At 68.9% G+C, this 21872-nt stretch carries 26 protein-coding genes; 7 read left to right on the top strand and 19 right to left on the bottom strand.

All coding sequences use genetic code 11. The features are described from left to right. Nucleotides 1-9 precede the first annotated feature (9 nt). From phnE (R8F63_03430) to R8F63_03410, 5 genes are all read right to left on the bottom strand, one after another. On the bottom strand, nt 10-924 hold the full coding sequence (phnE, locus tag R8F63_03430) for a phosphonate ABC transporter, permease protein PhnE (GenBank protein ID MDW3217642.1): 915 nt from the start codon (nt 922-924) through the stop codon (nt 10-12). Further along, on the bottom strand, nt 924-1730 hold the full coding sequence (phnE, locus tag R8F63_03425; GenBank protein ID MDW3217641.1) for a phosphonate ABC transporter, permease protein PhnE: 807 nt from the start codon (nt 1728-1730) through the stop codon (nt 924-926). Before phnE (R8F63_03425) ends, phnE (R8F63_03430) begins: the two co-directional genes overlap by 1 nt. Further along, a complete protein-coding gene (gene phnC, locus R8F63_03420) occupies nt 1727-2500 on the bottom strand; it encodes a phosphonate ABC transporter ATP-binding protein (GenBank protein MDW3217640.1) in 774 nt (257 codons plus the stop codon). Before phnC ends, phnE (R8F63_03425) begins: the two co-directional genes overlap by 4 nt. 113 nt (nt 2501-2613) lie before the next feature. Beyond that, complete coding sequence (locus R8F63_03415; GenBank protein MDW3217639.1) at nt 2614-3828, bottom strand: PhnD/SsuA/transferrin family substrate-binding protein; 1215 nt, start codon at nt 3826-3828, stop codon at nt 2614-2616. Nucleotides 3829-3874: 46 nt separating this feature from the next. Then, nucleotides 3875-4468 (bottom strand): hypothetical protein, encoded by a 594-nt coding sequence (locus tag R8F63_03410; protein MDW3217638.1) that lies wholly within the window; start codon nt 4466-4468, stop codon nt 3875-3877. A 33-nt stretch (nt 4469-4501) separates the two neighbouring features. On the opposite strand from R8F63_03410, the gene R8F63_03405 reads away from it, so the two are divergent. Beyond that, nucleotides 4502-5152 (top strand): hypothetical protein, encoded by a 651-nt coding sequence (locus tag R8F63_03405; GenBank protein MDW3217637.1) that lies wholly within the window; start codon nt 4502-4504, stop codon nt 5150-5152. Nucleotides 5153-5165: 13 nt separating this feature from the next. On the opposite strand, the gene R8F63_03400 is transcribed toward R8F63_03405, so the two are convergent. From R8F63_03400 to ffh, 7 genes are all read right to left on the bottom strand, one after another. Continuing rightward, nucleotides 5166-5507: a YraN family protein gene (locus R8F63_03400; protein MDW3217636.1), complete on the bottom strand. Its 342-nt coding sequence runs from the start codon at nt 5505-5507 to the stop codon at nt 5166-5168. A 42-nt stretch (nt 5508-5549) separates the two neighbouring features. Continuing rightward, complete coding sequence (gene rplS, locus R8F63_03395) at nt 5550-5897, bottom strand: 50S ribosomal protein L19 (protein ID MDW3217635.1); 348 nt, start codon at nt 5895-5897, stop codon at nt 5550-5552. Between the two features lie 68 nt (nt 5898-5965). Continuing rightward, a complete protein-coding gene (gene trmD / locus R8F63_03390; GenBank protein ID MDW3217634.1) occupies nt 5966-6733 on the bottom strand; it encodes a tRNA (guanosine(37)-N1)-methyltransferase TrmD in 768 nt (255 codons plus the stop codon). Beyond that, nucleotides 6730-7212: a ribosome maturation factor RimM gene (gene rimM, locus R8F63_03385; protein ID MDW3217633.1), complete on the bottom strand. Its 483-nt coding sequence runs from the start codon at nt 7210-7212 to the stop codon at nt 6730-6732. The genes trmD and rimM overlap by 4 nt, the downstream gene beginning before the upstream one ends. A 17-nt stretch (nt 7213-7229) precedes the next feature. Then, a complete protein-coding gene (locus tag R8F63_03380; GenBank protein ID MDW3217632.1) occupies nt 7230-7475 on the bottom strand; it encodes a KH domain-containing protein in 246 nt (81 codons plus the stop codon). Next, entirely contained in the window at nt 7472-7927 is a 456-nt protein-coding gene (rpsP, locus tag R8F63_03375) for a 30S ribosomal protein S16 (protein ID MDW3217631.1), read from the bottom strand. Before rpsP ends, R8F63_03380 begins: the two co-directional genes overlap by 4 nt. Nucleotides 7928-8048: 121 nt before the next feature. Then, a complete protein-coding gene (ffh, locus tag R8F63_03370) occupies nt 8049-9506 on the bottom strand; it encodes a signal recognition particle protein (protein ID MDW3217630.1) in 1458 nt (485 codons plus the stop codon). Nucleotides 9507-9566: 60 nt separating this feature from the next. Between ffh and R8F63_03365 the strand changes: the two genes are divergently transcribed. Then, nucleotides 9567-9998, top strand: a complete 432-nt coding sequence (locus tag R8F63_03365) for a hypothetical protein (GenBank protein MDW3217629.1) — start codon at nt 9567-9569, stop codon at nt 9996-9998. A gap of 19 nt (nt 9999-10017) precedes the next feature. Here the strand turns inward: R8F63_03365 and ftsY are convergent, their stop codons facing one another. From ftsY to R8F63_03350, 3 genes are all read right to left on the bottom strand, one after another. Then, nucleotides 10018-11094 (bottom strand): signal recognition particle-docking protein FtsY, encoded by a 1077-nt coding sequence (gene ftsY / locus R8F63_03360; GenBank protein MDW3217628.1) that lies wholly within the window; start codon nt 11092-11094, stop codon nt 10018-10020. 71 nt (nt 11095-11165) lie between these two features. Further along, the gene (locus tag R8F63_03355; GenBank protein ID MDW3217627.1) at nt 11166-12074 is read right to left on the bottom strand and encodes a DUF559 domain-containing protein; all 909 of its coding nucleotides are present in this window, start codon (nt 12072-12074) and stop codon (nt 11166-11168) included. 109 nt (nt 12075-12183) lie between these two features. Then, a complete protein-coding gene (locus R8F63_03350; protein ID MDW3217626.1) occupies nt 12184-13269 on the bottom strand; it encodes a trypsin-like peptidase domain-containing protein in 1086 nt (361 codons plus the stop codon). Nucleotides 13270-13743: 474 nt separating this feature from the next. Between R8F63_03350 and R8F63_03345 the strand changes: the two genes are divergently transcribed. Beyond that, nucleotides 13744-14115, top strand: a complete 372-nt coding sequence (locus tag R8F63_03345) for a VOC family protein (GenBank protein MDW3217625.1) — start codon at nt 13744-13746, stop codon at nt 14113-14115. A gap of 40 nt (nt 14116-14155) precedes the next feature. Here the strand turns inward: R8F63_03345 and R8F63_03340 are convergent, their stop codons facing one another. Both R8F63_03340 and R8F63_03335 read right to left on the bottom strand, forming a co-directional pair. Then, nucleotides 14156-15346, bottom strand: a complete 1191-nt coding sequence (locus R8F63_03340; GenBank protein MDW3217624.1) for an ATP-binding protein — start codon at nt 15344-15346, stop codon at nt 14156-14158. After that, nucleotides 15343-16053, bottom strand: coding sequence for a response regulator transcription factor (locus R8F63_03335; GenBank protein ID MDW3217623.1), 711 nt, complete (start codon nt 16051-16053; stop codon nt 15343-15345). Before R8F63_03335 ends, R8F63_03340 begins: the two co-directional genes overlap by 4 nt. A gap of 134 nt (nt 16054-16187) precedes the next feature. On the opposite strand from R8F63_03335, the gene R8F63_03330 reads away from it, so the two are divergent. Genes R8F63_03330 through R8F63_03320 form a run of 3 tightly spaced genes read left to right on the top strand, consistent with a single transcriptional unit; the run spans nt 16188 to nt 19113 of the window. After that, nucleotides 16188-17210 (top strand): MoxR family ATPase, encoded by a 1023-nt coding sequence (locus R8F63_03330; protein MDW3217622.1) that lies wholly within the window; start codon nt 16188-16190, stop codon nt 17208-17210. Further along, on the top strand, nt 17207-18136 hold the full coding sequence (locus R8F63_03325) for a DUF58 domain-containing protein (GenBank protein MDW3217621.1): 930 nt from the start codon (nt 17207-17209) through the stop codon (nt 18134-18136). The genes R8F63_03330 and R8F63_03325 overlap by 4 nt, the downstream gene beginning before the upstream one ends. Further along, nucleotides 18136-19113 carry a VWA domain-containing protein gene (locus R8F63_03320; protein MDW3217620.1) on the top strand — a complete coding sequence of 326 codons (978 nt, stop codon included), beginning with the start codon at nt 18136-18138 and terminating at the stop codon, nt 19111-19113. The genes R8F63_03325 and R8F63_03320 overlap by 1 nt, the downstream gene beginning before the upstream one ends. A 49-nt stretch (nt 19114-19162) precedes the next feature. Here the strand turns inward: R8F63_03320 and R8F63_03315 are convergent, their stop codons facing one another. Together R8F63_03315 and R8F63_03310 are read right to left on the bottom strand one after the other, a co-directional pair. Continuing rightward, nucleotides 19163-20488 carry an acyl-CoA dehydrogenase family protein gene (locus R8F63_03315; GenBank protein ID MDW3217619.1) on the bottom strand — a complete coding sequence of 442 codons (1326 nt, stop codon included), beginning with the start codon at nt 20486-20488 and terminating at the stop codon, nt 19163-19165. Nucleotides 20489-20513: 25 nt separating this feature from the next. Beyond that, nucleotides 20514-21005 (bottom strand): GNAT family N-acetyltransferase, encoded by a 492-nt coding sequence (locus R8F63_03310; protein MDW3217618.1) that lies wholly within the window; start codon nt 21003-21005, stop codon nt 20514-20516. A gap of 52 nt (nt 21006-21057) precedes the next feature. On the opposite strand from R8F63_03310, the gene R8F63_03305 reads away from it, so the two are divergent. Then, a complete protein-coding gene (locus R8F63_03305) occupies nt 21058-21852 on the top strand; it encodes a glucose 1-dehydrogenase (GenBank protein ID MDW3217617.1) in 795 nt (264 codons plus the stop codon). Nucleotides 21853-21872: the final 20 nt, after the last annotated feature.

Raw genomic sequence — 21872 nt, 5'->3', positions numbered from 1 at the left:
CACTGAGCATCACAGGCGTGAGGCTCGCCGACCGACGAGGTCCCGCAGCATCTCCGCGGTGCGGGACGGGTCGCCCGCGTTCCCGCCGGCGATGATGCGCTTGCGGATCGCGGAGGAGACCGTGTCGATGAACACGACGACGGCGATGGTGATGATCAGGACCGCCCCCACCTCGGGGAAGTTCCGGAAGTTCAACTGGGCGATGAGCTCCGAGCCGACGCCGCCGGCGCCGATCATGCCGAGCACGGCCGATGCCCGGACGTTGATCTCGAAGCGGAACAGCCAGTAGCTCGTGATCTGGGGCATCACCTGGGGCAGCACACCCCATCGCACGCGGGAGACGAAGGTGCCACCGCACGCCTCGACCGCCTCGACCGGACCGTGGTCGGCCGACTCGATCTCCTCGCTGGCGAGCTTGCCGAGCGTGCCGATCGAGTGCAGGCCGATGGCGAGGGCGCCGGCCCACGGACCGAGCGGGACGACGCCGAGGAGGACGACGGCGACGATGAGCTCGGGCACCGCGCGGATCACGTTGAACAGTTGGCGGATGGGCAGGCGGATGAAGCTCGGCGAGATGTTGTTCGAGGCGAGGAAGGCCAGGGGCAGCGAGAGGGTTGCGGCGATCACCGTGCCGACCCAGGCGATGTAGACCGACTCCAGGACCTTGCCGATGACGCCGCGGTCGATCTCGGTCGCGAAGTCGGGCGGCCACATCAACCGGACGATCTGCCATGCGTCGCCGGGGGCGGTACGCAGCCGTTCGAACGAGGCGTCGAGGCCGCTGAAGCCCCACACGAAGGCCACCGCGACGAACACGAAGAGACCGACCCGCGTCAGACGCGGGCCGAGCGGTCGGGCGGGCCGCCCCGACACCGGCTCGGGGGCCGATTCGGGGGCCGACTCCGGCGGCAACGTCGCCGTCATCAGACGAGCCTCCGGCGCAGGGCGACGCTGATCTGCTCGATGACGAAGACCACGACGAAGACGAGGACGAGGATGCCGAGGATGCGGTCGAACCGGAAGAAGCTCCGCTGGGCTTCGACCACTCGACCGATGCCGCCGGCACCGACGAGACCGAGCACGATCGAGGCCCGGATGTTCAACTCGAAGACATAGAGGGCGTAGGCCACGTACGACGGCAGGACGGTGGGGAGCACGCCGGTTCGCACCGCGGGGACATGGCGGGCGCCGGCGGCCCGCGCGGCTTCGAGCGGCCCGTCGTCAGCGCCGTCGATCGTCTCGGAGAAGAGCTTCACCATGACCGCGAACGAGAAGATGGAGAGGGCCCAGGCACCGGCGAACGCACCGATCCCGATCGCCGTGACCAGGATCTTGGCCCAGAAGAGATCGGGCACCGCCCGCACCACGCTCATGAACACGCGGCTGATCCAGTAGACGGGGCTGTTCGGCGTCGTCAGCCGGCTCATCGCGAAGGCCGCGGGAAGCGCGAGCCCGCATCCGATCACCGTGGCGACGATGGCGATCTGGAAGGTCTCGACGAGTGGATCGATGACGTTGCCGCGGTCGAGCACCCAGTCCCACGGGATCGGCCAGAACTTCTCCCACAGCGGATTGGTCCACACGTCGACGAAGGTCGACCAGCGGAACCCGACCTGACCGGCGGCGTACCAGGTCCACCAGAGGAGGGCGGCGACGACGAGATAGGTGAGCGGATTGCGCCGCGGCTTGGCCGGGCGCGCGCCGGTGCCGGAGACGACCGCCTCGCTCACGTGTCGTTGTCGGCGAGGATGTCGCCGGTGGTGATCGAGCGGCCGTAGATCTCGCGGAACGTGTCGTCGTCGACGTCGGCGATGTTGCCGTCGAAGACGAGTTCGCCGGCGCGGAGTCCGATGAGGCGTTGGCCGTACTCCTGGGCGAGGTCGAGATAGTGGAGGTTGATGAGGGTGGTGATCCCGAGCTCGGTGTTGATCCGGGCGAGGTCGCCCATCACCTGGCGGCTCGTGACCGGGTCGAGTGCCGCGACCGGCTCGTCGGCGAGCATCAGCGTGGGTTGCTGGGCGAGGGCGCGGGCGATGCCGACCCGCTGCTGCTGCCCGCCGGACAGGTTCGATGCCCGGACGTAGGCCTTCTCCACGATGCCGACCCGTTCGAGCGCCTCGAGGGCGATCTCCCGGTCGGCCGCGGGCCAGAGACCGATGGTCGAGCGCCACGCGGGCACATTGCTGAGCCGGCCCATCAGGACGTTGTTGAGCACGGTCGTGCGTTCGGCGAGATTGAAGGTCTGGAAGATCATGCCGATGCGCGAACGCACCTGTCGCAGCGCCGCGCCGGACGCGCCGACCACCTCGATGCCGTCGACCTTGGCCGACCCGCCCGTGGCGGGAACCAGTCCGTTGAGGACCCGCAGCAGGGTGGACTTGCCGGCACCGGAGAGACCGACGACCACCACGAACTCGCCGTCCTCGATGGTGAGGTCGACGTTGCGGAGTGCCTTCACGCCGCCTCGATAGGTGACGGACACGTCGCTGAGTTCGATCATTTCGTCGCCTACGTGGGTGGTGGGTAGCGGGTCGGAACCGCCACCGGCTGCGGGCCGCCGAAGCGGACCGCAGCCGGTGACTGTCACGAGATGGCGGCAGGGCCGCCGGGTGATCAGCCGGGCGGCTCGGTGATGCCGAGTGCGGCGGCGGCTTCACGCACGATGTCGAAGTCCGAGTCGCTGGCCGGCGCGATGCTCGTCCAGCTGTAGATCTCGTCGAACACGGCTTCGCCCTCTTCGGTGTCGAGGTAGGCCTCGATGGCGCCGTAGATGGCGTCCTTCAGGGTCTGCGGCAGCGCCGTGCGGACGGCAACCACGTCGTTGGGGATCTCGTCGGTGATCGAGAAGACGATGACGTTCTCACCGACGTCGGCGTTGACGTCGTCGATGGTGCTGCGGGCGTCGTCGAAGGACAGGCCGAACTTCGCGCTGCCGTCGTAGACCGCGGTCACGGCGGCATCGTGGCCGCCGGTGAACACCGGGTTCACGCCGGTGGCCGGGTCGATGCCGAGCTCGGTGAGCTCGAGCGCCGGGAACAGGTAGCCGGAGGTCGAGGTCTCGGTGGTGAAGGCCACGGTCTCGCCGGCAACCGACGACAGGTCGCCGATGCAGCTCCAGCCGGCGCTGATCTCGTCGCCGTTGTCGTTGATCTTGCCGTACTCCGGACCGTCGTCACCGAACTGGACGCCGACCTGCAGCGCAACGGCCTCGAGGGCCGGGACCTGCACGATCTCGCCGTCGTGGTTCTCGAGGGCGGTCGCCTCGGTCAGGGTGCCCTCCTGGCAGATCGACGGATCGTTCGTGAACCACTGGCCGTGGTAGGTGGCCGAACCGAAGCGAACCGACTGGATCAGCGGCTCGATGTTGCCGAACTCGTCCTTGCCCAGCGTGTAGCCGAACGGGCCGAAGGCGCCGAGATCGGTCTGGTCGGTGCCCATCGACGTGACGAGGCCGGTGTAGTCGGTGGTGACGACACCGTCGACCTCGATGCCGAGCGCTTCCTCGAGCACGGAGATGAAGGGCTCGATGTTGTCCTGCAGCGTGGCCTGATCCTGGCTGGGCACGAAGCCGAACGTGATCTTCTCGGGCCAGTCGGCCGGGATGTCGGACATGCCGTCGTCGCCACTGTCGTCGCCGGACGAGTCGTCACCGGACGAATCGTCACCGGACGAATCGTCACCGGACGAATCGTCACCGGACGAGTCGTCACCGGACGAATCGTCGGACGAATCGTCACCGGACGATGACGTGTCGTCATCGCCGCACGCGGCGGCGATGAGCCCGAACGCCAGCACGATGGCCAGCAACCGAAGCAGGTTCTTGCTCATGGGGTTCCCTCCAGGGAGTGTCGTTGCCGGAACAGTAGCCCCGGTGTCAGCCGTTCGCTTCACCAGGCCCGGACTGTCGCGCGACGTGGTCGACCACGGCGCGGAAATCCGTCCATCCGGCGACGTCGACCGCGCCCGCGACGGGATCATTCCAGGGCCGCACGTAGCGGCAAACGGCCGCCTGCGGGTGCGATTGAAGGAGCGCCTCGAGATTGTGGACGGCGTCGTCGAGATAGACGTCGCACTCGACGAGCGTCTTGTCGTCGAGGATGTGGATCTCCGCCGTCGGCACGTCGTGACGGACGAGCCAGTCGTGGGTGTCCTCGACCGCGAACGTCGGCTTGGTCGTCAGGATCACGATGTCGTGGCCGGCGTCGTCCATCGCCCGCAGTGACTCGATCGCGCCGTCGTAGGGCTCCAGTCCGTGGAAGAGACTTCGGCCCTCCCCGCACGTCCTCGCCCACCGCCAGAACGCCGACATCGACCCGAAGTGGGTCAGGCCCACCGGCGCGTCCCACTCGACGACGTGCCCGCTCGCGAGATCTCGACCCGGGAAATCGCGGTTGTAGCGGTGGGTCCATCCCGCGTTGAAGTCGGCGATCACACCGTCCATGTCGATTCCGAGGCGTAGTCCGGGCATGCCGACCACTCTCGCATGTGTCACCCTCGGGGGATGACACCACCGTTCGTCTTCGGTGTCGATCTCGACGGAGTCGTCGCGGACTACACCCTCGGATTCCGGGAGGTCGTCGCCGCCGACCGCGACGTCGCGGCCGACACGCTGCCGCTGACCCGCAGCTGGGACTTCCGCGAGTGGGACCTGTCGGTCGATGACTTCAACCGGCTCCACCAGTACGCGGTGAACGACCTGCGCATGCTCGCGTCCCTCCCTCCCATGGAGGGCGCGGCGGATGCGTTGTGGCGTCTCTCCGATGCCGGTGTCTGGATCCGCGTCGTGACCCACCGGCTCTACACGAACTGGGGACACGCCGCGGCGATCGCGGACACCGTCACGTGGCTCGACCAGCACCGGATCCCGTACCGCGACATCTGCTTCCTCGGGGCCAAGCCGGAGGTCGAAGCGGACTGCTACATCGACGACGCCCCGCACAACATCGAGGGGCTGCGGGCCGAGGGCAACACCGTGATCGTGTTCGACCAGCCGTACAACCGGGACTTCGACGGGCTGCGGGCCCGCACCTGGCTCGAGGTCGAGGAGATCGTCGTGGACCTCGCGGCCCGCAAGGCCGGCGCACTCGAGGTGCAGTTGCCCGGTCTGGGCGGCGAGGCCGACCGGCTGGCTCGCCGCATCACCGACACCTGACCTCCGGTCGCCCTCAGAAGGCGGCGGCGATCACGGCCACACCGGCGGGGGTCACCGTCGCCACGTCGAACCGGATGCGACCACGCCGGTCGTTGGCGTCGAGCCAGGAGACCGCGGTGCGACGGAGGAATTGCTGTTTGCGATAGCCCACGGCTTCGGCTGCGTGGCCGAAGCGGTCGGACGAACGCGTCTTGACCTCACAGAAGACGATCTCGTCGCCGCGGCCGACAACGAGGTCGAGTTCGCCGCCCTTCACCCGCCAGTTGCGGTCGAGAACGGCGTAGCCGGCAGCTTCGTAGTGGCGGGCGACGCGGGCTTCACCCCACGCACCCAGTGCGACACGTGATCGGTCCATGGGAACGATCGTAGGAAGGGCCTGTGACAGCCCCTGGGGCGACTAGTTGTCGCGCTTTTCCTTGATCTTCGCGCTCTTGCCGATGCGATCGCGCAGGTAGTACAGCTTCGCCCGGCGGACATCGCCGCGGGAGACGAGCTCGATCTTCTCCACGATGGGCGAGTGCAGGGGAAACGTCCGCTCCACGCCGACACCGAAGCTGAGCTTGCGGACCGTGTAGGTCTCCTGCAGGCCCGAACCCTGACGGCGGATGACGGCTCCCTCGAACACCTGGGTGCGCTGGCGGTTGCCCTCGATGACCTTCACGTGGACCTTGAGGGTGTCGCCCGGAGCGAAGTCGGGAATGTCGTCCCGGAGGCTCAGGTTGTCGACGAGATCGGTGGGCTGCATCGCAGGCTCCGTGGTGAGAAAGAACGAATCAGGGGGCGGGTCCTGTGGACCCGGGCCGAGGATCGAGTCTAGGGGCGAGGGGCCGAACAACCACCCGTGCGGGGCGGGTCCTGGAGATCGAACTCGTCGAGGATCTTCTGGTCGTCGGCGGTGAGGCCGCCACGGGCCTCGATCAGGTCGGGACGGCGATCCAGCGTCCGTCGGAGCGCGTGGGCCCGGCGCCAGCGGGCGACCCTGGCGTGGTCGCCGGAACGGAGTACCTCGGGCACCGCCCACCCCCGGAACTCGGCGGGGCGGGTGTAGTGCGGATACTCGAGCAGCCCGTCGGCGAACGACTCGTCGTCGGTCGACGTGTCGTTTCCGAGGACGCCGGGCACGAGACGGCCGACCGCCTCGATGATCAGGAGGGCGGCGACCTCTCCCCCGGCGAGCACCACGTCGCCCACGGAGACCTCGTCGTCGACCAGGTGCTCCCGCACCCGCTCGTCCACACCCTCGTACCGGCCGCACAGCAACGAGAAGCCGCCCGACTCGGCCAGCTCGCGGGCCATCCCCTGGTCGAACGTGCGACCTGCAGGCGACAGGTAGAGCAGCGGGCGGGGCGGGTCGACGGCTTCGACGGCGCCGAACAGCGGCTCGGGCATCATCACCATCCCCGCGCCACCGCCGAACGGGGCATCGTCCACCGTGGCGTGCACGTCCGTCGTCGTCATCCGCAGGTCGTGGACGCGGATGTCGAGGTGGCCCTCACGCCGTCCCCGGCCGATCACCGATTCGCCCGCGCCGTGGTCGACCATCTCGGGGAAGATCGAGAACACGTCGATCCGCAGCGTCATCGGCCCGCCTCACCGTCGTCGTCGAGATCGAAGAGCCCGGCGGGCGTGTCGACATCGACCCGCACGCCAGGGTCGATGTCGGTGACGAACTGCACGGGCACGAGGTGGCCGGCGTCGGTCTCGAGGATGTCGCTGGCCGGGTTCTCGAGCACCTGGGTGACCCGACCCCGCTCGATCCCGTCGCCATCCACGACCGTTGCGCCGATCAGTTCGTGGACCCAGAGCTCGTCGGGATCGTCGATCGGCTCGGCCCGCAGGATCGTGTCGCGCAGCTCCTCGGCCCGTTCGCGACTGGTGCACTCGGCGAACGTGACGATGAAGCCGGATTTGTGCGGGCGCGACGAACGAACGGTCAGCGGACCGTCCTCGGTGTGCAGCACCGAACCCTTGGCGACCCGCTCGGTGCGGTTCGACGTGAGCAGGACGTTGACGTCGCCGCGCACGCCGTGCGGGCGGGTGATGCGTCCGACCTCGAGCATCGGACGCGGCGTCGAACTCAGTCGACGAACTCGACGTCGATCGTGGTGTCGTCCTCGTGGCCGGCGGCCCGGACGACGGTGCGGATCGCGGACGCCACACGGCCCCGCTTGCCGATGACCCGGCCCATGTCGCCGTCGCCGACGGTGACGTCGAGGCGGAAGCCCCCGTCACGATCGGACAGCTCGACGTTCACGGCGTCGGGATCGTCGACGATCTGCTTGACGACGTATTCGCAGACGGCCTTGGCCGCTTCGGAGCTCACTCTTCTTCTCCTGCGTCGTCAGCGGCCGGCTCGTCCGGCGCCTCGGCGACGGCCCCATCGGCCTGGTCGGCCTCGTCGGCGGCGGCCTCGGGCTCGGGCGACGGGGTCTCGGCCGCCTCGGCAGCCTCGGCGTCCTTCTCGAGCTGCTTCTTGCTCTTCTTCGGCGCCGCGGTGGGCACTGCGGCGTCGACGGCTTCGCCGGTGTGCTCGGTCCACGCACCGCTGATCTTCAGCAGCTTGGCCACCCGATCGGTCGGCTGGGCGCCGTGCTGGAGCCAGTGGACGGCCCGTTCGTTGTCGATCTTGATGACCGACGGATCCTGACGGGGCTCGTAGGTGCCGATGATCTCGATGAAACGCCCGTTGCGGGGCGAGCGGGAGTCGGCGGCGACGACGCGGTAGGTGGGCTGCTTCTTCTTGCCCATCCGCATGAGGCGGAGCTTGACGGCCATGTGTGGTTCGTTTCCTGGAAGTTGGTGAAAGAGGGTCGGCGCGGCGAATCGGGGCCGGGCAACCAGACAATTCAATCTGGCCGGATGGGGACTTCCAACCCTGGGGCCCGATCCATGCGGATCAGTTCAGCCCGGGCAGGTCGCCGTCGTCCAGACCGGAGAGGGCATCTTCGAGGCCCGGCAGCGACAGCGGCGTCTTCGGGACCTTCGCCTGACCCTTCTCCGTCACGCGTCCACCCTTGCGCTTCTTGCCCTTCTTGCCCTTGTTGCGGGCCTTCGGGTTCATCTTCTTCGTACCGAACCCGGCGAACTGTTTCATCATCTTGCGCATCTGCCCGAACTGGTCGAGCAGCTGCTTGACCTCGTTGGGCTGCACGCCCGAACCGACGGCGATGCGCTGGCGACGAGACCCGTCGATGACATCGGGATCGATGCGTTCGGCCGGTGTCATCGAGTGGATGATCCCCTCGATGCGGGCGATCTGGCGATCGTCGATCTCGACGTCCTTCGCCTCCTTCGGCAGGCCGGGCATCATCCCCATCAGGTTGCCGAGCGGGCCCATCTTCTTGACCTGCTGCATCTGCTCGAGGAAGTCCTCCAGCGTGAACGTGCCCTCGAGCATCCGAGCCGCGGCCTCTTCGGCCTGCTCCTGCTCGAACACCTCCTCGGCCTTCTCGATGAGCGTCTCCATGTCGCCCATGCCGAGGATGCGGCTGGCAAGGCGATCGGGATGGAACGTCTCGAAGTCCTCGAGCTTCTCACCGGTCGAGGCGAACGCGATCGGCTTGCCCACGACCTCCTTGACGGAGAGCGCGGCACCACCGCGGGCGTCGCCGTCGAGCTTCGTGAGGATGACGCCGTCGAGCGCAAGCGTCTCGTTGAAGGCGTGGGCGACGGTGACCGCGTCCTGACCGGTCATCGCGTCGACCACGAGGAACGTGTAGTCGGGCTCGACCGCGGCGGAGATCTGGCCGACCTGCGCCATCAGCTCCTCGTCGATGGCGAGACGACCGGCGGTGTCCACGATGACGACGTCGCGACCGATGCGGTTCGCCTCGTCGATCGCCTTGCGGGCGACGTCGACCGGATCGGTCGGCTCGGAGAAGACGGGCACGCCGACCTGGCCGGCGAGGGTGCGGAGCTGTTCGACGGCGGCGGGGCGCTGGAGGTCTGCGCCGACGAGCAACGGATTGCGGCCCTGCTTCTTGAACCAGGCCGCGAGCTTGCCGGTGTTGGTGGTCTTGCCCGCACCCTGGAGGCCGGCCATCAGCACGACCGTGGGCGGCTTCGAGGCGTAGGTGATCTTCATCGCCTCGCCACCGAGGCTGGCCGTCAGCTCCTCGAGGACGATCTTGACGATCTGCTGACCGGGGTTGAGGGCCTTCGAGAGCTCCTCCCCCACCGCCCGCTCACGGATCCGGCCCGTGAGGTTCTTCGCGACGTCGAGGTTGACGTCGGCTTCCAGCAGGGCTCGACGGATCTCGCGCAGTGTCTCGTCGACGTCGTCGGCGGTGAGCTTCCCGCGTCCGCGGATGCCCTTGAAGATGGAGTCGAAGCGATCGGACAGCGTCTCGAACATGGTTGCTGAGCGTAACGCCGACCCGAGACGTTGCAGATCGCCCCGCTAGCCTGCGCGGCCATGGAGCTCTCCCCCCGCCAGTGGTTGATCATCGGTGCCCTGATCGTCGGATTCGCGATCGCCGCCATCGTGGCCCGGGGGGACGGCACCCGCGAGCCGGACTTCGATTCGGCCGCGTGGTGCAGCGGGGCCCAGGGGCTCGCCGGGCTCGAGCCGCTGTTCGCGGGCACCGCGCAGTCGGCGACCGCCGGGGACTACGACGCGGCCAAGGAGGCGCTCTACGCTGTCGAGACGACCGCGCCGTTCGAGTTGCGCGACGCCGTCAACTTCCTGTCCGACTTCGCCTTCGTCGCCGGCCAGCAGTTCGAGGTGTTCGACTGGCCCGAGGCATACGACGCCGCTCGCGACAACACCGACACCGCCGTCGTGGACGAGTCGATCGTGGAGCTCGACCGGGAGCTCCAGGCCTGCGGTGTGTCGTTCGCCGGTTGAGCGGACGGGCTGGCGGCGGTTACTCGAAGAGGGCGTCGACGAACTCGGTCGGATCGAAGTCCACGAGATCGTTGATCCCCTCGCCGAGGCCGACCAGCTTCACGGGCACGCCGAGCTCGGAGTGGATCGCGATGACGATGCCGCCCTTCGCGGAGCCGTCGAGCTTCGTGAGCACGACGCCGGTGACGTCCGCCGTCTCGGCGAACTGCTGGGCCTGCGACATGCCGTTCTGACCGGTGGTGGCGTCGATGACGAGCAGGGTCTCGGTGACGGTGCCGACGCCCTTCTCGGCCACGCGCCGCACCTTGGCGAGCTCCTCCATGAGGTTCGTCTTGGTCTGGAGGCGACCCGCAGTGTCGGCCATCACGATGTCGGCGTTGCGGGCTCCGGCCCGCTCGACCGCATCGAAGACGACCGAGCTGGGGTCGGCGCCCTCGGCGCCGCGGACGATGTCCACGTCGCTGCGCTCGGCCCACATGGTGAGCTGCTCGGCGGCCGCGGCGCGAAAGGTGTCGCCGGCGGCGAGGACGAGCGTCTTGCCGTCGGCGGATTCACGATGGGCGAGCTTGCCGATCGTGGTGGTCTTGCCCACGCCGTTGACGCCGACGAAGAGCCAGACGGCGGGTCCGGGTTCGCCGCCCGCCGCGACCGTGTCGGCTGACAGGCTCCGGTCGAAGCCCTCGAGGCGAGCCACGATCTCGGCCTTCACGAGCGCCGGGAGTTCGCCGGTGTCCTCGATGCCGCCCTCGGCCACCTTCTCGCGGACCGCATCGATGATCGAGGCCGACGTGGTGACGCCGACGTCGGCCCGGATGAGCGCCTCTTCGAGGTCGTCCCACGTCTCGGCGCTGATCTTGCCGCCCGTGAAGACGGATCCGAGGTAGCCGCCGAGGGCCGACCGGGCCGTCGAGAGGCGGTCGCGGAACGTGGGCCTGGGCGCCTCCTCCACCACGGGGACCGTGTCGGCCGCTGGCTCGACGGCCGTCGGCGCCGGATCGTCGATGACGAGGTCGTCGCGTCGGTCCCGGAGCAGAACGAATGCCGACACGCCGACGATGGCGACCGCGGCAATGGCGATGATGAGTATGAGCAACATGCGAGCCGGATCCTACCGGCCCCGCTTTCCGGTTCTGTGAGTAGAAGTCAGCACCAGGTGCTGACTTCTACTCACAGAACCAGGAACGAACGGATCCTTCGCGCTACCGCGTCGGGGCGGTCGCGGAGGTCGGTCCAGGCGAAGCGGATGACCGTCCAGCCGACCTCGACGAGATCGTTCTGACGCTGTTTGTCGGCGGCCCACTTCTCCGGCCGGGTGTGCTCGAGATACTCGTCGTACTCGATCGCGAGCCGCTGCTCGGGATACGCGAAGTCGAGCACGTAGCGATTCCCGCGCGCGACGACCGGATGCTGCCAAACGGGCGCGGGAAGGTCGTACCGCTGAACGAGGGACGCCATCTCGATCTCCGGGCCCGAGTCCGCCCTGTCGACGCCCGGCGGGAGCGATGCGAGAAGCCGGTCGATCGCCCCGACGCCGGTCCGGCCCCGGCGACCAACCCGCTCCCTGTAGCGCTGCAACTCGGCCGGCGTGAGCACACCCTTCGCGAGCGCGTGGTGACCCATTCGCACGACTTCAGTTTCCCCGAAGATCAGGCCGGCGTCACACAGGGTGCGGGCCATCGAGGTGACGGGAACGCCCTCGATGAAGGTGACATCATGCTCGGTCAGATCTCGACTCCGATGAACGATCGCCCGATCGCTGCGAAGGTCACCCGGGTAACGCACGCTGACCTCGATCTCGTCGTCGATGGACCGCAAGCCCCAGAGCCGTATGGCCGCTCGGTGGCTCCCGGCCACGAGGCGCGGCGCCGACAGCACGACGGTCATGAGATCGGCCTCCCAACGCGGAAGCGTGCCGAACATCGCATAGACGCCCCGTTGACGGCGTTCGAGCAGTCCCGTCCGCACGAGGCGCTGTGCGGACGACGGGCACCCCGTGGCCGACGCGATCTGTCGATTCGAGAGGAGGCCGTACTGACTCGCAGCCACCCGAGCGAGGGTCTGGTGTTCATCCCTCATGCCGCCAGCATGTACCGCCCGTGTGACACTCCGTTCTGTGAGTAGAAGTCAGCACGGGGTGCTGACTTCTACTCACAGAACGGGGAGGGGAGGGCCGAGCGGTGTCGGGTCAGCTGCTGCCGAGGGTGACGGTGGTTTCGAGGCGCTCGCCGTCGCGCAGGATCTCGATCTGCACCTGGTCACCGGGTCGGTAGAGCTTCACCTCGGCGGACAGCTCGGCCATCGAACTGATGAGCTCGCCGTCGAGGCTGACGATGAGGTCGCCGGACTGGAGTCCCGCGTTGGCCGCCGGAGCGCCGGCGACAACCGACTGGACGAGCGCCCCGACGGTGCCGTCGGCCGGGGTCGCGCCGCTCACGCCGAGGTGGGCGAGCTCGAGCGATTCCCCGTCGACGATTCGCTGGGCGATGAGGACGATCGTGTCGGACGGCACCGCGAAGCCGACGCCGACGTTGCCGGTGGACACGCCGTCCGTGCGGATCTGGGTGTTCATCCCGATGACCCGACCCTCGCGGTCGGCCAGCGCGCCGCCGGAGTTGCCCGGGTTGATCGGAGCGTCCGTCTGGATCATCTCCACGTCGACCGGGTTGCTCGGGTCGGAGCCGCCGTAGCTGTTGATGCGGTTCACCGCGGAGACGATGCCGGCGGTGACCGACTGGTCGAGACCGAACGGACTGCCGATGGCGACGGCGAGCTGGCCGACCTCCACGGTCTCCGTCGGCGCGAACACGGCTTCCACGAGCTCGACTTCCTCCGGATCGACCTGGACGACCGCGATGTCGCGAGCCGAATCGCCCCCGACCACGGTGCCGGACACCCGGTTGCCGTCGCCGAACTGGACGATGACCGTGTCGGCATCGGCCGTGACGTGGTCGTTGGTGACGATGTAGCCCTCGGCCGCGTCCCACACGATGCCGGACCCCTGACCCTCGTTCGTTCGGATCAGGACGACCGACGGCGAGACGGCGCTGGCGACATCCGCCACGGGTTCCTCACCCTCTTCGCCGGCGAGCGGACCGGGTTCGATGGGGAGGAACGGCGTGCTGTTCCCGTCGGAGCCGGCGTCCTGCACCGGACGGTCGACCGGCGTCGGGCTCGTGGTCGCGACCTCGTCGTTGAGCGAGTCGCCGATGATGATGCCGGCCGCGACGAGCGTGCTCGCCATCGCGAGGACGGCGAGCACAACCAGCGCCACCCTCCACCGGCGGCGTTTCGGTCCGAGAGGCGGTGGACCGAACGCACCCGGTGGGGGTGGCGAGTTCGGGGGACCCGTCAGCGGCTGGGTGCTGCCGGGTCGGGGTGGATTGGCGGCCACCGGCGGGTGCGTGAGCCCGGGGGTGGGACGAGCAGCCGAGATCGGCGCCGGAGGCGGGGGCGGCACGGGGATCGGAGCCGGCGGGTTGGGGTCCGCCGGGCGGTCGCTTCCGCTTGCCGTGGGGGGATACGGCACCGCAACGGTGGGGGGAACATCCGTTGCGGCTGTCGGGGGAAGCGACCGCTCATCGGCGGACCAGCCCGGCGAGGTGGGGGGAACCTCGCCGTGCGGAGGCTCGAATGGGTCTCGATCCATGTGCAGAAGGTACGGGTTGAAAGTGAAAGGATTCGTAAGGAGGGGAGAAAATCGAATGAAAACGATTCTCCCACTCCGTCGGAACACCCAACCCATCTCATGACCGCTTTCATCCTGAACATCACCTTCGAGTGCCGAGATCCGTTGTCGTTGGGACGGTTCTGGGCCGAGGCCACGGGTTACTCCGTCGATCCGGAAGCGAACGACAGCCGCACCCGTCTGACCAAGAACGACCCTCGCGGCGTGCGCCATCTCCTGTTCCTGCAGGTCGAGGAGCCCCGGACCGACACCCGTATCCATCTCGACCTCGCCTCGCCCGACCCGGACGAGGAGGTCCGACGCCTCCTGCGCCTCGGCGCCACGCTCGAGGACGGCGAGACGCCTGACGGGAGTCCGATCTGGCGGGGCAACGACGAGAAGCGATGGATCGTGCTGCGCGATCCCGAAGGCAACGAGTTCTGCCTCGGCTGATCGCACCTGAGGTGAAGCGGGGGTCTGACCCCGCTTCACCTCAGGTGCGGGGGAAGCGCAGGGTGAAGCGCGAGCCGGTGCCGAGGGTGGATTCGAGCTCGACGCGGCCGCCGTGGGCTTCGGCGATCTGGCGGACGATGGTGAGCCCGAGGCCGGATCGGCCGGCAACGCGGGCGGCCGTCTTGTCCCCCCGCCAGAAACGCTGGAAGACGCGCATCTGATCCTCCGTGTCGATGCCGGGACCCTCGTCGATGACGGCGAGCGTGACCCAGCGGCCCTCGTCGGCCGCCGCGACCGTGACGGTCGTGCCGGCCGGAGCGAGGCGCACGGCATTGGCGACGAGGTTGGCGGCGGCCCGGTGGATGGCCTGACCGTCGCCGCGCACCGGGAGCGCGACGGCGGGGACGTCCGCCGTGAGATCGAGCCCGTTGGCCTCGGCCGCCGCGCCGAACTCCTCGACGAGGTCGTTCACGACCGCGACGAGGTCCACGTCCTCCCGGCGGATCTCGCGGGTGCCGTGGCGGGCGTACAGGAGGAGGTCGTCCACGAGGGTGGACATGCGTTCGGCGGAGCGGCCGACGACCTCGCCGACCGAGCGGAGATCCTCGGCGGAGGCATCCGGATCGCCGAGGGCGACGTCGATGTTGGTGCGGATCACGGCGAGCGGATTGCGCAGCTCGTGGCTCGCCTCGTGGATGAACTCCCGTTGCGACTCGAACGCATCGTCGATGCGGCCGAGCATCCCGTCGAACGTGTCGGCCAGTTCCTTGAGCTCGTCCTCGGGGCCGTCGAGCTCGATGCGACGCGACAGATCGGTGGCCTCGATCTCCTTCGCGACATCGGAGATCCGCCGCACGGGACGCAGCACGAGACCGGCGACGAACCAGCCGACGAAGAGGCTTCCGACGAACAACAGCCCCAGCGCCCCGAAGGCGTAGGTGCGGAGCTGGTCGAGTGCCTGCTCGTTGACCGCCCGTTCGAACAGGAGCAGATAGTCCGGCTGCTCGGTCTCCACCGTCGCGATCCCCACGCGGCCCTGCTGGTCCTCGAAGATCGCGACCCACTCCTCGGTGCGCGAGACGTTCTGCTTCTCGAGGCTGCGGGCCACGCCGGCGTAGATGAGGCCGACGACGACCGTCGCGAGTCCGAACAGCAGCACGGAGTACAGCACGGTCAGCCGGAACCGGATCGATCCCGCCCAGCCGTGCAGACGCGGCGCGGCTTCGGTCATCCGCCCTCGGCTTCCGACGGCTCGGCGTCGGGATCGACGAGGCGGTAGCCCGAACCGATCACCGTTTCGATCAGCTGGGGCTCGTCGTCGAGCGAGAGCTTTCGCCGCAGGGTGCCGACGGTGACCCGCACGGTGTTGGTGAACGGGTCGGCGTGTTCGTCCCAGACGTGCTCGAGCAGGTGCTCCTGGGACAGGACCTGATCGACGTGGGCCATGAAGTAGCGCAGCAGGGCGAACTCCTTGGCGGTCAGCTCGAGGTCACGACCGCCGCGGCGGGCCCGGTGCTTCGTGTCGTCCAGCTCGATGTCACCGACGACCAGGGTGGACCCGCTTCGCGCCGCCTCACGACGCAGGAGCGAACGGACCCGCGCGGTGAGCTCACCGAACGCGAACGGCTTGACGAGATAGTCGTCGGCCCCGTGATCGAGACCACCGATGCGGTCCTCGACGGAGTCACGGGCCGTCAACATCAGCACCCGGGGCGCCTCGCCCTCGGGGGGATCCTCGCGGAGGCGCTCGCACACCTCGAGGCCGTCCATGTCGGGCATCGTGAGATCAAGACAGACCAGGTCGTAGGGCACGAGGGCCGCCTTCTCGAGCGCTTCGATGCCACCGTTCGCCGTGTCGACGGCGTACCCCTCGCGACGAAGACCACGCGCGACGGCATCGGCGAGTTCGACCTCGTCGTCGACAACCAGGATCCGCATCGTCGAGACGCTACCTGTCCGTGTCTTTCGGTTGCGCTTATCGTGCGCCAGGTTGACTGCCAGGTCTGTCACGGTGGTGACCGCACCACAATGGGGCGAAAGCCTGTGTGAAGGAATCTCGTGAAGGAGCCGGAATGAGCGAGAACAGCGAGGATCTGCCCTCGCTCGAGCGAGCGTTGGTGGAACTGCGACGGGTCATCGTCGGCCAGGAACGGCTGATGGAACGCCTCCTCGTCGCCCTCGTCGCCGGCGGCCACTGCCTGCTGGAGGGGCCGCCCGGCCTGGCGAAGACCCTTGCGGTGCGCACGCTTGCCGACACCACCGGCGGGTCGTTCGCCCGCGTCCAGTTCACGCCCGACCTGCTGCCGGCGGACATCACCGGCACCCGGATCTACCGGGCCTCGTCCGAGCAGTTCGACGTCGAACTCGGACCGGTCTTCGCGAACTTCGTCCTCGCCGACGAGATCAACCGGGCGCCGGCCAAGGTGCAGTCCGCCCTGCTCGAGGTGATGGCGGAACACCAGGTGACGATCGGCGGTGAGGCGCACGCCGTGCCGACACCGTTCCTCGTGCTGGCCACCCAGAACCCGATCGAGTCCGAGGGTGTCTACGCCCTCCCGGAGGCCCAGCGTGACCGCTTCCTGATGAAGGTCGTGATCGACTACCCGACGCCGAACGAGGAGCTGGAGATCGTGCGCCGGATGGGGGTCGACCCGCCGAGCGCGCACCAGGTGCTGAGCCCCGAGATCGTCCTCGATCTCCAGCGCCAGGCCGACGCGGTGATCGTGGACCAGGGGACGCTCGACTACGCCGTGAACCTCGTGATCGCCACGCGCGACCCGAGCCACCACGGCCTGCCCGACCTCGTCGGCATGATCGAATACGGCGCAAGCCCGCGCGCGTCTCTCGGCCTGATCGCCGCGGGCAAGGCGATGGCTCTGCTGCGAGGGCGCGACTATCTCGTTCCTCAGGACGTGTTCGACGTGGCGCCCGACGTTTTGCGCCATCGGCTGGTGCTCTCGTACGAGGCCCTCGCCGCCGATCTCGATGTCGAGCAGGTGCTCGTGCGGCTGCTGTCGACGATTCCGGCACCGATGGTCTCGCCCACGACGCAGGACCCGGGCCGACCCCACCCGACGGACGTTCCCACCGCGTGAACCCGGCCCTCTCCCTCCGCGCGGACGACGATCCGGCCCGTACCCGCGAGGTCCTGCGCCGCCTCGAACTCGACGTCACCCGGCGCCTCGACGGCCTGCTCCAGGGCGATTATCGGGGCCTGGTCCCCGGCCTCGGGAGCGAGCCCGGCGAAGCGCGGGCCTACTCCCCCGGCGACGACGTGCGGCGCATGGACTGGAACGTGACGGCCCGCATGCGCGATCCCCACGTGCGCGAGTCGATCGCGGACCGGGAGCTGGAGACCACCGTGCTCGTCGACCTCGCGCCGAGCCTCGACTTCGGCACGATCCGCCACACGAAGGCCGAGCTCGCCATCGCCGCCGTCGCCGCGATCGGCCTGTTGACCGACCGGCTCGGCAACCGGCTCGGCGCCATCGTCCACGATGGTGCCCGGCTGCACGACATCCGGCCCGGGTCCGGTCGTCGCCACATGATGGCGGTCCTGCACCGGCTCGCGACGTCGGAGCCCCAGGCGGGCACCAGCACCCTCGCGGCCGGCCTGCACCGGCTGGCGAGTCCGGCTCGGCGGGGTGGACTCGCCGTCGTGATCTCGGACCTGCTCCGCCCCGGGTGGGCCGATCCGCTGCGCGCCGTGACCCTGCGCCACGAGACCCTCGTCATCGAGGTGGTCGATCCCCGCGAGCTCGAGCTCCCGAACGTCGGCCTCGTCGAGCTGCGTGACCGCACCACCGGCCGGGTCGTCGAAGTCGACACCCGCAAGGCGAAGGTGCGGGATCGCTTCGCCGAAGCCGGCCGCCAGCGACTCGCCGACCACGCCCGCGACGTGCGCGCCGCCCGCGCCGACCATCTCGTCCTCCGTACCGACCGCGACTGGGTGATCGACCTGGCCCGGTTCGTCGACCAGCGGCGCCGGCGGAGCCGGGCCGCCACGACGCTGGTGCACTGATGCCGGACATCGACTTCGACCACCCGGTCCGCCTCTGGCTCCTGCTCGGCGTCGCCGTCCTGCTGCTCGCCTACGTCCTCGTGCAGCGCCGGCGGGGCCGTTACGCGCTGAGATTCTCGGACACCAGCCTCCTCGACACGGTCGCGCCGAAACGGCCGGGGTGGCGGCGTCACCTCGTCGCCGTGCTGTTCCTCGTCTCGATCGGGATGATGACCGCCGCCTTCGCCGGTCCACACCGCGAGGTGATCCCGTTCCGGGCGACGATCATCCTCACCATCGACACCTCGTTCTCGATGGAGGCGAACGACGTGCAGCCGACACGACTCGACGCGGCGAAGCAGGCCGCGCTCGACTTCCTCACCGATGTGCCCGACTCGGTCGACGTCGGGCTCATCTCCTTCGACGAGTTCCCCGTCGTCCAGGTCGCGCCCACCTCGAACCGCGCCGCGGTGGCCGGCGCGGTCGAGGCACTGGAGCTGGGACCGTTCACCGCGACGGGCGACGCGATCGCGGCGTCGGTCCAGGTGCTGCTGGACACCGGGCGGCCGATCCTCGACGACGCCGGCGAGCCGACATCCGTCGTCGTGCTCCTGAGCGACGGCGAACGCACCGTCGGCCGTCTGGTCGACGAGGCGATCGCCGAAGCGGTCGCCGCCGACGTGCAGATCACGACCGTCGCGCTCGGCACGCCGTTCGGCGAGGTCGAGATCGAGGACCCCGACAATCCCGGCACCACGCTCATCCAGCCGGTGCCCGTCGACGAGGTGACGATGGAGACCGTCGCCCTGGCGACCGGCGGCGAGTTCTTCTCGACCGACTCGTTCACCGACCTCGCCGAGGTCTACCGCGACATCGGCACCGCCCTCGGCGAGGAACCCATCCGCGAGGACCTCCACGAACAGTTCATGGCCGTCGCCCTCGCCGCCGCCCTCCTCACCGCCACCTTCAGCCTCCTCTGGTTCCAACGCCTCCCCTGACCCCCATACTTTCTGGGGTCAGACCCCAGTACTTTCTCGGTGCAGCACCTCAGTCGAGCCAGGAGGCCGGGGCGCCCTTCTGCACCGAGTTGAAGCGACTGGCGAAGCTGGGGCCGAGCGAGGTCTTGCGGGGACCGGAGAAGCCGAACAGGAACTGGGCGACGCGGCGGATCTGGATCTCCTCGGCGCCCTCCGTGATCCGGTAGCGCCGGTGGTGCCGATAGATGTGTTCGAACGGCATGTGCCGGCTGTAACCGATCCCGCCGTGGGTCTGAATCGCCTGGTCAGCGGCATCGCACACGAGCCGATTGGCCCGATAGTTGCACATCGCGACCTTGTCGCTGATGAACAGCGGGTCCGTGCCCTGATCCATGTCCCACGCCGTCTTGCGGATGAGCTGGCGGATCATCTCGGCGTCCGTGTGCATCTCGGCGAGCGGCCACTGGATCGCCTGATTCTGGCTCAACGGCTTGCCGAACGGCGCCCGCTCGCGGCTGTACTTCACGCTCTCGTCGATGCAGTACTGGGCCGCGCCGAGCGACGACGCGGCCTGGCGGATCCGGTTCTCGTGGACGAACGTCTGGGCCACCGCGAGGCCCCGACCCTCGGCGCCGAGGCGACTCGAGTCGGGCACGCGCACGTCGGTCAGCGTGATCTCCGCGTGGTCGGTCGGCATGTTGAACGTCCACCACATGAACTCCACGTTGAACCCCGGCGTATCGGTCGGGACGATGAAGCAGCTGATCCCGTCGGCGTCGCCGTCCTTGCCGGACGTGCGGGCGAAGATGAAGTCGTGGGTGGCCTTGTGCAGGCCGGTGTTCCACCGCTTGGCGCCGCTGATGACCCACTCGTCGCCGTCGCGATAGGCGGTCGTCTCCATCCACGTGGCGTCGGACCCGTGGAGCGGCTCGGTGAGTCCGAAGCCGATCCCGGCCCGCCCCTCGAGCATCGCCGGGATCCACTCGGCCTGCTGTTCCTCGGTGCCGTACAGCTCCATCATGAGGACCGTCGGGAAGTTGCCGACGACCGAACTCTCGTTCTGGAGATCGTTGTGCAGCCCGAGCCCCTTGGCCGCGAGATGCTCCCGCACGATCGCCATGGCGAGATTCGAGCCGTCGGACCCGCCGAAGCGCGCCGGCAGGTGGTAGCGGAGGAACCCGGCCGCGTCGGCCCGACGGCGCATCTCCCGCAGGAGGTCCTCCCACTCCTCGTTGGGCCAGCCGTTGCGCTCCCAGTCGGTGCGTGCGTTCTCGCGCCGATGATCGAAGAACCGGATGTTGTCGTTCTCGCGTTCGAGCGGCTTGATCTCGTCCTCGATGAACTGATCGAGGTCGTCGAGCAGCTGGGCGATGTCGTCGGGAATCGTGAAGTCCACGACGCGAACCTAGGCGGGGTGTCGCCTATCCGCCGATGTGACGCATCCTGATCTCGTCCTTGCACGGGTCCGACGGCAGCGGCTGGTGATCACCCGTCTCGGCGAAGCCACAGCGCTCGTAGAGCCGGAGGGCGGCGTCGTTCCCGCGGGTCACCCACAGCTCGACGGCCCGGCCGTCCGCCCAGTCGAGGACGGCCACGACCAGTGCCGCGCCGACGCCCGTGCCCCGCGCCGCCGGGTCGGTCCACATCGACACGAGGTCGACATGGTCGCCGTCGACCGCCGCATGACCGCCGACCAGGCCGACGCACGCCTCGCCGTCGAACGCGAAGAACGTCGTGTGCGCGGCGCCCGACGCGTTGGACCGGGCCCGCTCCGCCCAGAACTCGTCGGGGTACCCGGACTCCTCGTCGTACGACTTCGCGAACGCCGAGGGCGTGTCAGCCAGAGCCGCGAGCCGGACTCGCCGCAGGAGGTCCACATCGTCGGCCTGGATCCGGCGCACGGTGATCGGCATGCCGACATCGTGCCCCACGGGCGGCGCTCCGCGGCGCGATTAACGTCCGGACATGACGCAACGCCTGGACGGAACGACGGCAATCATCACGGGCGCCGCCCGCGGTACCGGCGAGGCCACGGCGCGCCGGTTCGTGGAAGAAGGCGCCCGGGTTCTCCTCGCCGACGTGCTGGACGAGCAGGGCCGGGCGGTCGCCGCCGACCTCGGCGACCACGCGGCGTACCAGCACCTGGATGTGACCGAGCCCGGCGATTGGGCGGCGGCGGTGCGGGCCACCATCGAACGGTTCGGCGACCCGGGCGTGCTGGTCAACAACGCCGCGATCCTCGACGTCGGTTCGATCGCCGAGATGGATCCCGCGGTGCTGATGCGCATCGTCGCCGTCAACCAGGTCGGCCCGTACCTCGGCATCCAGGCCGTGATCGACCCCATGAAGCGGCTCGGTGGCGGGTCGATCGTCAACGTGGCGTCCATCGACGCGATCGAGGGTTCGAACGGCGTGGCGGCCTACACCTCGAGCAAGTGGGGGCTGCGGGGGCTGAGCAAGGCCGCCGCCGTCGAGCTCGGCCGCGAGGGCATCCGGGTCAACACGGTCTGCCCCGGAGGTGGGAGCAGCGAGATGTCCGCGCCGTTCGTCGCCGAGGCCATCGAACGGCTGAAGGACCGCACCGAGCGCCTTCCCGACCGCCCGATCCCGCCGTTCAACCGCCGGGGTGAACTGGTCGACTACGCAAACGCGATCGTCTGGCTGGCGAGCGCCGAGAGTTCCTACGTCTCGGGGACGGATCTCGTCGTCGACGGGGCGTTCACCGCCGGCAAGGTCGAGCCGGGCGCGCCGTTCTCCTGAGATCCGTGAACCGCGCGGGC

Source organism: Acidimicrobiales bacterium (assembly GCA_033344915.1).
In the GTDB taxonomy this organism is placed as follows: domain Bacteria; phylum Actinomycetota; class Acidimicrobiia; order Acidimicrobiales; family Aldehydirespiratoraceae; genus JAJRXC01.
The sequence above is the reverse complement of the archived record's forward strand: the minus strand, read 5'-3'. Positions and strand labels throughout refer to the sequence as shown.